At 34.5% G+C, this 13,778-nt stretch carries 17 protein-coding genes and 1 riboswitch; of the genes, 2 read left to right on the plus strand and 15 right to left on the minus strand.

Translation table 11 applies throughout. The features are described from left to right. Positions 1-25 precede the first annotated feature (25 nt). Positions 26-112, minus strand: a riboswitch (TPP riboswitch). A gap of 324 nt (positions 113-436) precedes the next feature. Beyond that, on the plus strand, positions 437-646 hold the full coding sequence (locus NK213_RS00250; RefSeq protein WP_253345916.1) for a DUF2188 domain-containing protein: 210 nt from the start codon (positions 437-439) through the stop codon (positions 644-646). 845 nt (positions 647-1,491) lie between these two features. Here NK213_RS00250 and NK213_RS00255 read toward each other — a convergent pair. From NK213_RS00255 to hpt, 15 genes are all read right to left on the minus strand, one after another. Then, the gene (locus NK213_RS00255) at positions 1,492-2,988 is read right to left on the minus strand and encodes an NAD(P)/FAD-dependent oxidoreductase (RefSeq protein ID WP_253345917.1); all 1,497 of its coding nucleotides are present in this window, start codon (positions 2,986-2,988) and stop codon (positions 1,492-1,494) included. A 17-nt stretch (positions 2,989-3,005) separates the two neighbouring features. Beyond that, positions 3,006-4,529 carry a glycerol kinase GlpK gene (gene glpK / locus NK213_RS00260; protein ID WP_253345918.1) on the minus strand — a complete coding sequence of 508 codons (1,524 nt, stop codon included), beginning with the start codon at positions 4,527-4,529 and terminating at the stop codon, positions 3,006-3,008. Between the two features lie 17 nt (positions 4,530-4,546). Further along, on the minus strand, positions 4,547-4,936 hold the full coding sequence (gene dhaM, locus NK213_RS00265; RefSeq protein ID WP_253345919.1) for a dihydroxyacetone kinase phosphoryl donor subunit DhaM: 390 nt from the start codon (positions 4,934-4,936) through the stop codon (positions 4,547-4,549). 10 nt (positions 4,937-4,946) lie between these two features. Beyond that, positions 4,947-5,585, minus strand: coding sequence for a dihydroxyacetone kinase subunit DhaL (dhaL, locus tag NK213_RS00270; protein WP_253345920.1), 639 nt, complete (start codon positions 5,583-5,585; stop codon positions 4,947-4,949). A gap of 10 nt (positions 5,586-5,595) precedes the next feature. Then, positions 5,596-6,585, minus strand: a complete 990-nt coding sequence (gene dhaK / locus NK213_RS00275) for a dihydroxyacetone kinase subunit DhaK (RefSeq protein WP_253345922.1) — start codon at positions 6,583-6,585, stop codon at positions 5,596-5,598. Positions 6,586-6,999: 414 nt separating this feature from the next. Then, positions 7,000-7,782 (minus strand): DNA polymerase beta superfamily protein, encoded by a 783-nt coding sequence (locus tag NK213_RS00280; RefSeq protein WP_253345924.1) that lies wholly within the window; start codon positions 7,780-7,782, stop codon positions 7,000-7,002. Beyond that, the gene (locus NK213_RS00285; RefSeq protein WP_253345926.1) at positions 7,782-8,345 is read right to left on the minus strand and encodes an RNA methyltransferase; all 564 of its coding nucleotides are present in this window, start codon (positions 8,343-8,345) and stop codon (positions 7,782-7,784) included. Before NK213_RS00285 ends, NK213_RS00280 begins: the two co-directional genes overlap by 1 nt. Continuing rightward, the gene (locus tag NK213_RS00290; RefSeq protein ID WP_253345927.1) at positions 8,342-8,863 is read right to left on the minus strand and encodes a gamma carbonic anhydrase family protein; all 522 of its coding nucleotides are present in this window, start codon (positions 8,861-8,863) and stop codon (positions 8,342-8,344) included. Before NK213_RS00290 ends, NK213_RS00285 begins: the two co-directional genes overlap by 4 nt. After that, positions 8,860-9,600 (minus strand): tRNA (guanosine(37)-N1)-methyltransferase TrmD, encoded by a 741-nt coding sequence (trmD, locus tag NK213_RS00295; protein WP_253345928.1) that lies wholly within the window; start codon positions 9,598-9,600, stop codon positions 8,860-8,862. Before trmD ends, NK213_RS00290 begins: the two co-directional genes overlap by 4 nt. Then, positions 9,597-10,100: a ribosome maturation factor RimM gene (gene rimM / locus NK213_RS00300; RefSeq protein WP_253345929.1), complete on the minus strand. Its 504-nt coding sequence runs from the start codon at positions 10,098-10,100 to the stop codon at positions 9,597-9,599. Before rimM ends, trmD begins: the two co-directional genes overlap by 4 nt. A gap of 22 nt (positions 10,101-10,122) precedes the next feature. Then, entirely contained in the window at positions 10,123-10,368 is a 246-nt protein-coding gene (locus tag NK213_RS00305; RefSeq protein WP_253345930.1) for a KH domain-containing protein, read from the minus strand. 2 nt (positions 10,369-10,370) lie between these two features. Then, complete coding sequence (locus tag NK213_RS00310) at positions 10,371-10,769, minus strand: thioesterase family protein (protein WP_253345931.1); 399 nt, start codon at positions 10,767-10,769, stop codon at positions 10,371-10,373. A gap of 2 nt (positions 10,770-10,771) precedes the next feature. Next, positions 10,772-11,011 (minus strand): DUF4911 domain-containing protein, encoded by a 240-nt coding sequence (locus NK213_RS00315; protein WP_253345932.1) that lies wholly within the window; start codon positions 11,009-11,011, stop codon positions 10,772-10,774. Then, complete coding sequence (gene rsmA, locus NK213_RS00320; RefSeq protein WP_253346069.1) at positions 11,011-11,835, minus strand: 16S rRNA (adenine(1518)-N(6)/adenine(1519)-N(6))-dimethyltransferase RsmA; 825 nt, start codon at positions 11,833-11,835, stop codon at positions 11,011-11,013. Before rsmA ends, NK213_RS00315 begins: the two co-directional genes overlap by 1 nt. Further along, positions 11,825-12,379, minus strand: a complete 555-nt coding sequence (hpt, locus tag NK213_RS00325) for a hypoxanthine phosphoribosyltransferase (protein ID WP_253345933.1) — start codon at positions 12,377-12,379, stop codon at positions 11,825-11,827. Before hpt ends, rsmA begins: the two co-directional genes overlap by 11 nt. A gap of 414 nt (positions 12,380-12,793) precedes the next feature. Between hpt and NK213_RS00330 the strand changes: the two genes are divergently transcribed. Further along, positions 12,794-13,774, plus strand: a complete 981-nt coding sequence (locus NK213_RS00330) for a PASTA domain-containing protein (protein ID WP_253345935.1) — start codon at positions 12,794-12,796, stop codon at positions 13,772-13,774. The last annotated feature ends 4 nt before the right edge of the window (positions 13,775-13,778 follow it).

Consider the following 13,778-nt stretch of genomic DNA (forward strand, 5'->3'; position numbering starts at 1 on the left):
ACCTTCACAACAAGGTCTACTAAGAAATATCTGAATCTAAACTCCCTTCGCTAGCATTACCTAGAGCAGGTTAAACGGTATTTCTCAGCATTAAGCACCCGTGTTGACATTAGTATATAATATTTTACTGATAATAGCAATACTTTTATATAATTTTATATCTGTACTTTTTATTTCACGCCTGAAAACAGATGATTTTTATGTTATGGAGTTAATTTATAACAATTAGATATTTTAATTATATCTTCTGTATTTCAGGTATTTTATGTTCTTAGTTTATTTATATTTTTTTTATATTTTACACAAATTCTTTCTTTTAAGATGTCCGGACACATTTCAGAATTTTACCGCCTTCCTATTTTTTGGCTCTTGTGCTATACTTGTATTAGCAGGTAATTTCATTTTCTGCTAAGTCTTTATGAAAGGAGATGTATTCATGGGTATAAACCAGTTTGTTATTCTTGAAGACGAAGAATGGCAGGTTAAGGGTGACGGAAATCTGCAGGCTACAAAAGGCTTCAATACACAGGAAGAAGCTGTAAGTTACGCTAAAGAGATCTCAATATACGAAAAGTCGGAACTCATTATTCATGATGAAGATGGTGAAATCTGTAAGAAATACAATTACAAGAAAAAACCGCAGTAATCTCCTGAAGATTTAAGCACTTCTCTGTGGTGAACTTACATTGGGGGATTGTATCAATTTTTTTGATACATCCCTTTTAGTTTTAAAATATGAAAAACAGAAACGGAGAGAATATTTTGAAAAAATCATATGAAACAGTAATTACAAATAATAAAACAGGTATTTACAGCCTGTCTGTTTTATTTCTGTATAATATTTCAAAAACTAATATTAACAATAAAATTCACAGTAACAAATAAACCAATATTTTTTTATAAGGAGAGAGTTTAATGCGTGACAATAATAATCTGAAATTTACGTATTCTCTGTTATATGCAGCAGGAGTCATTTCCTGTATACTAATATTTATGTTTTCTTTTATTCCCTCTGTGGTTGTTCTTATTTTTGCCCTTTCGGTAAAATCCAAGCTGCCTTATGAGGACACTCCCCCGCAGGGGTTGAAAATAATGATTCTTACCAGTTCCGCCCATATTATTTTTTCAGTTTTATTTTTATTTCCGCTGGTATTTGCATTTGTTTTTCCTGACAGTATCAGGGTATTTCTTCAATTATCAAGTATTACATTTCATTTTCTTTTTAATATTATAATTTTAATTTTTTATATTATAGGCTTGATATTTGTAAAAAAAGAATATTATAATGTTGACTGATTCTGAAAATCTATAATAAAAAGCAGAAAATATTCACTGAAATGTTTTCTGCTTTTTTATATGTTAATTTTATCCCCGGAATTTTATAGAAGAAAAACAAACTTCAAATAAAAAACTGTCCGAACTTTATTATCTCATGATGAGTCAGACAGTTATTTTTATTAATTTTATCAAAACATCAGCTTTTTCCAGCCTTTATATATTCCAGAAACTCTGTTTTCCCAACTCTGTTTTCCCAACTCTGTTTATACCGCTGTTTTGTACATCTTCATTGCTGTTTACAGAAATTCCGTATTCTTTCTCAATTATTTCCCGTACCCTTTCTCTGCAAAAACTCCCCTGACACCATCCCATTCCTGCTCTTGTACGTCTTTTTACCCCGTCAGTACTTGTTACTCTTATTCCTCTTCTAAGTGAATCCAGTATTGTTTTTTCAGTTACCTGTTCACATCGGCATATTATCTTTTCTTCTGGAATTTCACTCTCTAAAAGTCTGTTCACTTCTTGCACGGAGAGCATATCTTCCTTTGTTTTTTTCTTTATCAAAGGCTTTCTGTATGGATTGAAATTATCTTTTTCCATTAATTCAAAACCGCTGTTTTTTATTATCTCTATTATCACTTCCGCTGCAGCCGGAGAAGATGTCAAGCCCGGAGACTGTATTCCTGCTGCGTTTATAAAGCCTTTGGATTCAGTTTCCTCTATTATGAAATCTCCTGTGTCCGCCGCTGCCCTCAAGCCTGAAAATGTTCTGATAAAAGTTTTCAAATCAAACTCTTTTGTTACATGTTCCGCCCTTTTCAAAATCTGTTCAAGATTTTCTTTTTCTGTTCCTGTATCTTCACGCCCTGAATCATTCTGCGCATCAGGTCCAATTAAGAGATTCCCATGATAGGTGCTTGTTACCAGCACACCTTTCCCTAGTTTTGAAGGTGTTTGAAAAATAACATTATTTAATATATTTCCTGTATCTCTGGCAAACAAAATATACTCCCCTTTTCTGGGATTTATCGTAAAATTTTTTTTATTCACCGTTTCAGAAATAACATCACTGTATATCCCGGCTGCATTAATTACATATCTTGTACTGACAGTATTATTCTCTGCTCTGCCGTTAATATTTTCTTCATATGTTACATTATAATTATAATCTCCGCATTTTTTTATATCTGTAACCTTTGAATTCAATTTTAGAACTGTACCGTTTTCCACTGCATTCTCTGCAAGCGCTATGGCAAATTCATAAGGCGAACAGACTCCGGCTCCCTCACAATATAAGGCATATTTTATTTCAGGATTTAATGCAGGCTCCATTTCCAGTATTTCTTTCTGTTCTAGAATTCTTATATCATCTACACCATTTTTCAACCCGTTTTCATATATATTATAAAGTGTTTCCCTGTCCTCTTCATTAAAACCAACCACAAGAGAACCTGTTTTTCTGTATCCGAAATTCAACTCTGAATTATATTTCTCAAAAGACAGGCGCCCTTTATAACAAAGCTTTGATTTCAGCGTACCGTGTTTATCATCATAACCGCCGTGTACTATGGCACTGTTTGCCTTGGTTGCTCCCATGGAAACATCATTTTCTTTTTCTGCCAGAAGTATTTTGACCTTATATCTGCTTAGTTCTCTTGCTATAATTGTTCCAGTGATTCCGGCACCTATAATAACAAAATCATATATCATTGCAGTTCTCCCGTATTTCAGATATCTTCTCTTTCCCAGTTTCTTACTCTCTCTACTGCTTTTTTCCATCCTTTGTAATATTTATTACGTTTTTCCCTGTCCAGTTCAGACTTAAATTCCTTTTTCAATTTCCAGTGTTTCTTTATATCATCTTTATCTTTCCAGAATCCTACTGCCATACCAGCCAGATAAGCGGCACCCAGTGCGGTTGTCTCTGTTATTTCCGGTTTCAATACTGTTTCTCCTATTATATCTGCAAGAAACTGCACAAGAAACTCATTTTTTACAGCTCCACCGTCTACTTTAAGTTTCGTAAGAATAAGTCCCGAATCATCCTGCATCGCTTCAAGCAGATCTTTTGTCTGATATGCTATTGACTCAAGAGCAGCTCTGATTATATGATTAGCATTTGATCCTCTTGTAAGCCCAAGAATACCTCCTCTTGCGTACATATCCCAATAAGGTGCTCCCAGCCCCACAAAAGCAGGAACTACATATACTCCGCCGTTATCCTCTACTTTTTTGGCAAAGTATTCAGTATCTGCCGAATCAGCAATAAGTCTCATCTCATCTCTCAGCCATTGTACCACAGCACCTGCTACGAATATACTTCCTTCAAAGGCATATTCCACTTTACCGTCAAGTCCTATGGCAATTGTAGTCAAAAGACCGTTTTTGGATCTTATAAACTTGTCGCCTATATTCATAAGCATAAAACATCCTGTACCGTATGTACTTTTAGTATCTCCTTTTACAAAGCACGCCTGCCCGAACAAAGCAGCCTGCTGATCTCCGGAAATTCCCGCAATAGGTATTACTGTTGTGGTATTCCCGCCTCCTCCTAGCGATGTTTCACCATATATTTCACTGGAATTTTTTACTTCTGGAAGCATCGATCTTGGTATCTCCAGTTCTTTCAGAAGCTTTTCGTCCCATTGCAGTGTTTTTATATTAAACAGCATTGTTCTTGATGCATTTGTATAATCAGTCACATGCACCTTTCCCCCTGTGAGCTTCCATACTAGCCAGGTATCCACAGTTCCACATAGCAGCTGGCCGCTGTCTGCCCTTTCTCTCGCCCAGGGAACGTTATCAAGAATCCACTTAATTTTTGTACCTGAAAAATAAGCATCTATAATCAGACCTGTATTCTCTTTAACATATTCCTCAAGTCCTCTTTTTTTCAAATCCTCACACATATCTGCCGTTCTTCTGCACTGCCAAACTATTGCATTATATACCGGCTCTCCGGTTTCTTTATCCCATACTATTACTGTTTCTCTCTGGTTAGTTATGCCTATAGCGGCTATTTCTTCCAGAGGGATTCCTGTTTTGGCATTTACTTCTGTTAGTACCGCTCTCTGAGTCGCCCAGATTTCCATGGGATCATGCTCTACCCAACCGGGCTGCGGATATATCTGCTGAAATTCCCTTTGTGCTATTCCTACTATATTAGTATCTTTATCAAAAATAACTGCTCTGGAACTTGTCGTTCCCTGATCCAGAGCTATTACATAATTCTTTTCAGTTACATTCTTCATAAGATGAAACCTCCCGATTATTTTATTTTTATAAAGTTTTTGCTTTCTTCAGATATCTGTTTTAATTCTTCTGTTGATATTCCGGGAAAATTCCCTGCAACTGCTGATATTACACCTTCTACCAGCGGTGCATCTACTATATGTACTTTTTCAGGATTTTCCAGCATTTCAATAGCCATTTCCGCATTCATTATTGAACTTCCCAAGTCTACAAATATAAGTACACCTTCCCCTTTATCGGCACGTTTTACCGCATCTATTATTATCTGAGGTTCTGTTCCGTATATTTCACTGCTTGTTCCTCCGCCGTTTTCCACCGGAAAGTCAAACTGTTTCATTTCATTTGAAAAATTTATTATTTCCTCTGCTAATTTTCTATTGTGACTTACTACTACTAAACCTATCATTTTTTTCCTCCTAAATTTGATTATAAATTGTTTTTAATATGAGATAGCTTGAACATGCTCCGGGATCAATGGTTCCTATGCTTCTCTCTCCGAGATAGCTTGCTCTCCCACGTTTTGCCTGAATATCCTTTGTTGATAACATCCCTTTTTCAGCTGCCTTCAATCCTTCTGCAAAACTGTCCTTGAGATTTTTCTCATCCTGAACAGCTTTCTTAAAAGCAATATAAAATGGTTCAAGTGTATCTACCATTGTTTTATCGCCTACTGCTGAATTCCCTCTTTGTTTTATGCCTTCCACAGCTTCTTTTACAGCATATTCTATATTATCTATATCTACACTTCCTTCATTTTTATCCTTAAAAGCTTTTGCCATTTTCATAAGTGCCGTAGCATAAAGGGGCCCTGAAGCTCCGCCTACTGTTGATAAAAGTATCATTGCAGTATCATTCAAAAGCTTTGATAAATCCATATTATCTTCATTTTCCCGAAAATAATCCACTTTAGCTATTACTGCATCAAATCCTCTTTTCAGATTCAGTCCGTGATCCCCGTCTCCTATTGCCCTGTCCAGATCTGTGAGTTCTTCTTCATGAGCTACTACTATCTTGGCTATTTCATCCAATACATCAATTACTCTGTCATTTTTCAAGTATTTCACCTCAGTTCTTATATGCCGGTGTTTTGGCTATGAATTTTAGATACTTTTCCAGTTCTTCATCAAGCTTTAGCAGTGTTATTGAAAAACCGGGCATTTCAAGAGAAGTCATATAGTTTCCTACTATAGTTTCAGATATTTCTATTTTATTATTTTTCAAAATTTCAGAAACTTTTCTGTTTATTATATATAGTTCCATTAATGGCGTTGCTCCTAATCCGTTTATCAGCACTGCTGTCTTTTCATTTTCAGAAAATTTCTGCTCTGCAAGAAGCTTTTCCATCATATATTCCACATGCTCATCTGCTGTTTTGAGTTTTTCTTTGTGTATACCGGGTTCTCCGTGAATTCCGAGCCCCATTTCTATCTCATCTTCTTCAAGGTGAAAACTTTCTTTGCCGCTGGCTGGTACTATGCACGGACCCAAAGACATCCCGAGTGTTTTTACATTTTTTATTGTTTTTTCCGCTATTCTCTTTACTTCTGCGAGATCAAGCCCGTCTTCTGCCGCACCGCCGCTGATCTTATGAACCAGTACGGTTCCAGCCACACCTCTTCTTCCTATTGTATATGTGCTGTCTTCCATCGCTATATCATCATTTACTACTACTTTTTCCACTTTTATATCTTCCATGTCAGCCATATCAGCTGCCATTTCAAAATTCATTATATCCCCGCTGTAATTCTTTATTATAAGAAGTACACCTTTTTCAGACTTTACTGCTTTTATTCCTTCAAGAACCTGATCAGGTGTCGGTGATGTGAATACTTCACCTGCCACTGCCGCATCCAGCATTCCACAGCCCACATAACCCGCATGTGCAGGCTCGTGTCCGCTTCCTCCTCCGCTGACAAGGTTAACTTTATTATCTATAATTTTTCTTTTGATAATATTAAAATCCGGTACCTTTTCCAGAGTATCCGGATAGGCATCAGCTATACCCTCCAGCATTTCCCTGACAATATTCTCTGTTTTGTTGATTAATTTTTTCATGCTGCCCTCCTATAATCATTTATTTTGAAAAAAATTCATATTAAACTAAAATTTTAAAACGTTTCATTTTTCTGCATAAAAAAATTTACTGTAAAGACAGGCTGTTCTGAGATAAATATAATAATTAATCCTGTAATTGCACCATCAAAAGTCTGATTTTTTTGAGCATATACTTAATTTTAGCTTGAAGTTCAGAATTGTCAATATTAGGAAAAGATTTTTTTGTTATTTTTTTCTTCAAAAGATACTTTTTTTATAGATATTTACTTTTGTACAGCCAAAAGTATTTTTGTATATTAAAATTTTAAAAAACAGAAATTTCTTATATCTTGTAAAATATATACTTTTTCCTGATTTATTTCAGACCGTTAAACAAAAAGCGGAATTGCTTTAATACAACAACTCCGCCTCAAACTACATTTTTTCATAATAAAGAACCTTATCAAGAAAAAATCTATCAAGAAATTTCAGATCGGTATTTTTAGAATTAGAAACATTCTTTACCATTTCTTCCACTTCCTTTTTTGTATCAAAAATAAATTCATTAATTATTTCATTTCCTATTATTTTAGTACCCTCATTACCAGCTTTTTTCATTTCCAAAAGCTTGCCTGTTTCATTAAGAACTTCCTTATTTTCCGTTAGTGTAAGAAGCTTACTCAGAAGTATAGGAGGCTTTTCATGATATACCATTACCCACTTAGATGCTAATAGAGACCTTAACATATAAAAATATTTTTTTAGTTTTATTTCCTTTTTCTCTCTCAGAGTTTCAATGTCTTTGGAAGCCATGCTTAAATAGTGATAAACCAAGGCATTTTCTCTTAGATATTTATCAAAAAGCTCTGAAAACTCTGATATGCTGTTATCTCTGTTCATATAGACAATACTGGAATTCAGCCATTCTCCCAAAGGCGGATTGCTTTTTGCCAGAAGTTCAAGAGCTTTGTTCAGATCCCATCCTGCGAAGTCCAAGTCCTCATTTATCATAACTTCTAATGTGTCTTTTCTTCTGCTTATTGACATATACCATTCAAGCGGTCTCACATAAACAAAACGTACATCATAGTCACTGTCTTTAGATTCAAATCCCCAAGCTCTGCTGCCTGATTCCACAGCAAACAGGATTTTTATATTTTCTTTTTTCTCTAATGCCAGAAGCTCCTCTGTTATAAGTTCCTTTTCATTATCGCTCACTAATTATCACCAAACAGTCTGTCAAGAATAATAGAAACAGCACTTCTTACTGAAAGATGATTATACTCCGTTTTTCCTCTTATAGGATTTAATATTTTATACGACATCCCCATTATCTCGTCTGTTAATCCCCATCCTGTCCCGAAAAGGAGAAGGTAAGGATTTTCATCATTATATATTTCATTGCTTAATTCTTCATAAGATACTGAATTAGGGAAAGTTTTTGCTGAAGTTGTTATTATTCTTGGTTCTTTTCCTTCTTGTTCCCTGATTTTTTTTATACAGTCTTCTATGGAATCCATAAGTCTCGTACGCTCAAAAGCCTCATTTCTGTTTTTATTAAACGCTATACCGTCGCCTTCCTGCCAAAAACCTATGATTCTTCCTGTAAGTTCCTTTTGTGCATCAAGCGGCGTTACTATAAAATAATTTTCTATATCATAAGTACGGCATGTTCTTGATATATCGTGTATATCAAAATTGGTTACTGATGTTGCCACAATATCGTTATTTTTATTATATACAGGATAATGTACCAAACCTACATATACTTTTTCCCTCATTTTATCTCCTTCAGATTTTCTTTAAAATGTCTCCCGTTTTTCACATAATGATCTGCATTATCAAAGATATGCTTTATTTCATCTTCTGTAAGTTTTCTGATTATTTTAGCAGGCTGTCCCATAATAAGCACTCCGTCTTCATACGGCAGTTTATGTGTAACAAGGGAATTCGCTCCTATAAGGCAGTTCTTACCGACTTTTGCACCGTTTAATACTGTACTTCCCATTCCTACTATTACATTATCATCAATATCACAGCTGTGAAGAATAACATTATGACCTACAGTGACATTTTTCCCCACTCTGCATGGTATTCCAAAATCTGTGTGTATCGTAGAATTATCCTGGACATTGCTTCCCGAGCCTATGCTTATTTTTTCCAGATCCCCTCTCAAAACAGCTCCAAACCATATATTTACACCGTCTGCGAGTTCCACATCACCTATTACTGAAGCTGAATCTGCCACAAAAGTATCTTTATCCACTTTTGGCATTTTCTCTCCTAATGAATATATCATAATTCTATCTCCTTTTTATATTTTTCCCATATTGTCCGAAAATTCTCATCTTCACTTAATTTTTTCTCCAGAAGATCCGGTCTGTTTCTATATGTTTTTTTCAAAGATTCCAATAATCTGTATTCATCTATTTTTTTATGATGACCTGATGTTAATACCTCAGGTACTTCCACGTCTTCTATTACGGCTGGTTTGGTATACTGCGGAAAACCAAGCAGACCATTATAAAAAGAATCCGTTTCAAAAGATTCTTTTTTAATAACCCCGTCTTTTATACGGATTACCGAATCCATAAGACAAAGCACAGGAAGATCCCCGCTGCTTAATACAAAGTCTCCAATAGAAACTTCCAAGTCCACAAAATTATCTATTACTCTTTGATCCAGCCCCTCATATCGTCCTGATATAAGGACTACATCTTCCATCTCGGCAATCTCTCCCACTATTTTCTGGCTTGCAGGTACTCCCTGGGGAGTAACGAAAATAACAAAAGGTTTATTCGGGTTTTCATGGCTTTTCATTTTGAAATAATTCCAGTAAGGTTCCGGCTTTAATACCATACCCGCACCTCCGCCAAAAGGTGTATCGTCAACCTGTCCGTGTTTATTCCCGCTGAATTCTCTTATATTCACAATTTCATAATTCACTATTCCCATATCCACGGCTCTCTGAATAATTGTCTGATTCAGATACAGCTCAAATATTTCAGGAAATAAAGTTAATACAGTAAATTTCATTCTTTCATTCCTTCTATTAATTCTACTTCTATTTTTCCCGTTTCAAAGTCTATCTTTTTTACAAAATTATCTACCATTGGTATAAGTATTTCCCTGCTGTCACTGTTTACCACCACTAAAATATCATGGGCAGCAGTTTCCAGAGTATCCAGAACATCACCGAGATGTTCCTCTTTCTCAAAAACTTTCATCCCGAGCAGGTCATTATAATAAAAATCATCCTCTGTCTTTTCAGGCAGAAGATCTCTTCGTATTTTTATCTGATATCCGTTTAGATTTTTTGCATCATTTATATTGTTTATTTCGGAAAATTCCACTATAAGCTTCTTATTATTAATTCTTTTTATTGATTTAACAGTACAGAGCTTTTTTTCATTATTTTTCTCAAGCAGCACTTTTTCTGATATTATTACATCTGTATCCTGAAATATCGAAGTTACTTTTACTGCTCCGTTCAAATGATGAGTACCTGTTACTGTTCCAATATTTACTAATTCCATAACATCCTTTCGGTAAAATAGTTTATCCAGCTTTTTTTATTTCTATTTTTACTATTTTGTTTTCTTTTTTGGCAATTGATGAGATAAGAGTTCTTATAGAAGTAATGATTCTTCCGTTTTTACCAATTAGTTTCCCCATATTTGCCTCGTCTACTATTATTTTGATAAATATACTCTTTCCCTTCTCGTTACTTTCCAGGTGAAAAGAACTTTTGCTTTCAACCAAGTTTTCCACTAAAAAATTTACAGTGTCAAAATATCTACTCATGATCATTCTCCTTTTAATTTTTTCAATAACTCATTAGAAAGCCTTTTCAGATTTCCGTTTATGTCAGTGAAAGTATTTACTGTTTCAGCTTTGGCTTTTAGTTGTGTGAAGTTTTCATCATAAATCTCATATAAAAATTTTATTTTTATCTTTGAAAACTCAAGCAATTTTATTTTAATTTTTATTAGTTCATCATATTTTACAGAATTGAAATATTCTATATTCAGTGTTTTTACCGGGAGCATAACACCCATTTCCTCAAGTCTGCTGTATGGCAGTGTATCCCTGAAAAATTCCGTTCTTGCCACTTCCATCCACTTCAGATAATTGGAATGATATACTACACCCATTTTGTCAGTATCATAATAATAAACCCGATGTTCCACTATTTTTTCTTTCATGTTTATAATACTCCCTGCCACTCTCTTTTTTCAAGAATTTCTATTTCCACTCCGTGTTTTGTTAATTTTTCCAGAAGTAATTCCACATCATCTAAAAAAAACTCATTGGTAAGCACTTTTATCATGCCGTCTTCACTGTTCAGAGTTCTGACATTGGCCATTCCCTCATGTACCTCTACTATTTTATTTATATAATCTATATCAGATTTTCTTGTTTTTATTATATATTCCCAGCTTTTCATTATTTTTCATCCTTTAAAGCATTTATAAATTCTATAAATTCCTGTACTGAAAATTCCTCAGCTCTGGCAAGAGGCTTTTTCCCTGTTTTTTCTAATGCTGTCCCTACTTGTTCTTTATTATAACCAAGGCTTTTCATATTATTTCCCAGACTTTTTCTTTTATTGGAAAAAGCTGCTTTCAGATATTTAAAATATTCTTTTTCATCTATCTGTTTCTCATATTCCCTGTTTTTAAAAAGCTTTATTCCCAGAAAAGCAGAATCCACCTTTGGTACAGGATTAAAAAACTCTTTTTTTACGGTAAAAAGGTATTCGGCATCTCCGAAAAACTGTACTCCATGTGTCAAAAGACTGATATCACTGCTTGGACTTACGGCACTTATTCTCTCTGCTACTTCCTTCTGTACCATTACATATATCTCATCTATGGAATCTCTGTATTCTATGAGTTTCCCTATGATAGGCGATGTAATATAATACGGAATATTAGCGACTACTTTTATATTTTTCTCTTTTGATACTATCTCTGATAAATCATAATCCATAAAATCTGTATGAATTATCTCCAGATTCTCTGCTTTGGAAAATTTTTCACGCAGTATTTTTACCAGATCGTCATCTATCTCAAATGCATATACTTTTCGCGCTTTTTCTGTAAGTGTTTTTGTAAGAAAGCCCAATCCGGGTCCTATCTCAATTATAGCATCAGTTTCATCTATATCTGCATAAGAAAATATCTGTTCCAGTATCTCCTTATTTTCCAAAAAATTCTGACCGTATTTCTTTTTTGTCCTGAAATTTTTTTCTCTGGTATTATTCAACATTTTCACCCATTACTGCAATATACGGAATATTTCTGTATTCCTGTTTAAAGTCCAGACCATATCCCAGTACGAATTCATCTTCTATTTCAAAGCCTATATACTGTACATCAATATCTGCCACTCTTTTTACCTTTTTATCAAGAAGTGTGCATAAGTATACTTCTTTTGCTCCTCTTCCGCCTATTATTTTCAATACTTTTTTTAGTGTAAGACCTGAATCGATAATATCTTCCACGATAAGCACGTCTTTTCCCATTATGCTTCCTTCAAGATCTTTTAAGATCTTTACTTCCCTTGTGCTTTCAAATTCGTTTCCGTAACTTGAAATTTCCATAAAATCTATTGTTATCGGCAGTTTTATCTCCCTGATAAGATCTGCCATGAACAGAAGTGAGCCCTTCAGCAGACAGATAACTACCAGATCTTCTTCTTTTCCTTCAAAATCTCTTGTTATTTCTGCTCCTAATTCCTTTATTCTTGCGTGGAGTGTTTCACTGTCAATCAATGTTTTACTGATTCCATATTCCCAATCTTTTTTTGTCATTTGATATCTCTTCTTTCCCAATAAATTTTTTAAATTATAACACTTCTGTAGCTTTGTTGCAACCAAAAAAGTATTGAAAAATTTAATGCTTTCTGCATCTCTGCCAATTTCAAAACCGGATTTTCCCCCAATCACAGAGAATTTTTCTTTTTTTTCTCTCTATTGTCGTACTTAAATTTTTTTTATTTTCTTTTAACTATTGTATATTCAAAAACTATACTCCAGAATTATAAAATTTTTACACTAAAAAATTTCGTTTCTTTGAGTAAACAAAACCTCTTCCGGCTAATCTATAAAACTATATTAAATCTGCTGTTCAAAAATTGCCGTACTCTGACATTTCCCCATAGTTTAATTGCGTTTTTATCCCAATTATGATATCATATAAAAAAACTATAGTTAAGGGAGTAATTCATGGCTGGAAGAATCAGAATAAACTACATAAAATTTATAATTTTCGTAATTTCATTAGCTGTTATAATAATATTTGGAAGAGATGTATTCGTAAGACGTTTCTTTAATGAACAAAAATCAGAAGTTCCGAATGTAATGAATTTGGATGTAAAAGACGCGGAAAAATACCTGAAAGAAGCAGGTTTAAAGGTTAAGATAAATAGTTCAAACTCAGAAAAAGTAGGATTTAATAAAGTATTTATCCAATATCCCGAAGCGGGAAAAATCGTAAAATCTAACAGAACAATACAGATTTGGGTTAATAACGGAAAAGGAAAAGAGGTTCCAAACATAGAGAAAATGGAACTGCTTGAAGCAAAATCAATACTTCAGAACTCTGATATTCAGATAGAGAAAATTGATTATCAGCCTTCAGATGCAAAGTTCAACACTATAATCTCAGTATACCCTGCACCGGGAACAAAGCTTGATCCTAACCAGAAGATATCACTTCTTGTTTCTTCAAGAAAAATACTTGATGCTTCTGTTATGCCTAATCTTATCGGTCTTGATCTGAATGATGCACAGACGCTGCTTGTTCAGATGGGATTAAAAGCAGGAAAAATAAGCAGATCAAATGATGATACTCTGCCTGTTAATGCCATAATATCTACTAACCCGGCTCCGGGAGCCAAAATAGAAAAAGGACAGACTGTATCTATTGTTATAAATTCAGGTCCTGCACCAAGAAAAGCAGAACCTACAATTGAAGATATCATAAAACAGAACTCTGCTGATAATGTTACTAACCAGAATGTAGAAGACATTATTAATCAGACTATGGAAAAAATTGACGAGAAGAGTACAAAGCCAGCTACTCCTCCTGCCAATAACAATAACGCAAAACCAGATACTCCTGCCGGAGGAGACAGCCAGCCTAAGCCTGCACCGCAGCCTAAAAAGCCGGATAACGGTGGTTCTGCTGCTCCTGCACAGGAATAAAGAC

It is taken from the genome of Sebaldella sp. S0638, from assembly GCF_024158605.1.
Lineage (GTDB): Bacteria > Fusobacteriota > Fusobacteriia > Fusobacteriales > Leptotrichiaceae > Sebaldella.

What these genes read in the sequence shown, in the direction of transcription:
- rimM (WP_253345929.1), bottom strand. Translation starts at nt 10,100, where the DNA reads ATGGAATTAGTAAATATTGGAACAGTAACAGGTACTCATCATTTGAAC.
- NK213_RS00315 (WP_253345932.1), bottom strand. Translation starts at nt 11,011, where the DNA reads ATGAAAAGCTGGGAATATATAATAAAAACAAGAAAATCTGATATAGAT.
- glpK (WP_253345918.1), bottom strand. Translation starts at nt 4,529, where the DNA reads ATGAAGAATGTAACTGAAAAGAATTATGTAATAGCTCTGGATCAGGGA.
- dhaM (WP_253345919.1), bottom strand. Translation starts at nt 4,936, where the DNA reads ATGATAGGTTTAGTAGTAGTAAGTCACAATAGAAAATTAGCAGAGGAA.
- NK213_RS00305 (WP_253345930.1), bottom strand. Translation starts at nt 10,368, where the DNA reads ATGAGTAGATATTTTGACACTGTAAATTTTTTAGTGGAAAACTTGGTT.
- rsmA (WP_253346069.1), bottom strand. Translation starts at nt 11,835, where the DNA reads ATGTTGAATAATACCAGAGAAAAAAATTTCAGGACAAAAAAGAAATAC.
- dhaK (WP_253345922.1), bottom strand. Translation starts at nt 6,585, where the DNA reads ATGAAAAAATTAATCAACAAAACAGAGAATATTGTCAGGGAAATGCTG.
- hpt (WP_253345933.1), bottom strand. Translation starts at nt 12,379, where the DNA reads ATGACAAAAAAAGATTGGGAATATGGAATCAGTAAAACATTGATTGAC.
- NK213_RS00330 (WP_253345935.1), top strand. Translation starts at nt 12,794, where the DNA reads ATGGCTGGAAGAATCAGAATAAACTACATAAAATTTATAATTTTCGTA.
- NK213_RS00255 (WP_253345917.1), bottom strand. Translation starts at nt 2,988, where the DNA reads ATGATATATGATTTTGTTATTATAGGTGCCGGAATCACTGGAACAATT.
- trmD (WP_253345928.1), bottom strand. Translation starts at nt 9,600, where the DNA reads ATGAAATTTACTGTATTAACTTTATTTCCTGAAATATTTGAGCTGTAT.
- NK213_RS00285 (WP_253345926.1), bottom strand. Translation starts at nt 8,345, where the DNA reads ATGAGGGAAAAAGTATATGTAGGTTTGGTACATTATCCTGTATATAAT.
- NK213_RS00290 (WP_253345927.1), bottom strand. Translation starts at nt 8,863, where the DNA reads ATGATATATTCATTAGGAGAGAAAATGCCAAAAGTGGATAAAGATACT.
- NK213_RS00250 (WP_253345916.1), top strand. Translation starts at nt 437, where the DNA reads ATGGGTATAAACCAGTTTGTTATTCTTGAAGACGAAGAATGGCAGGTT.
- NK213_RS00310 (WP_253345931.1), bottom strand. Translation starts at nt 10,769, where the DNA reads ATGAAAGAAAAAATAGTGGAACATCGGGTTTATTATTATGATACTGAC.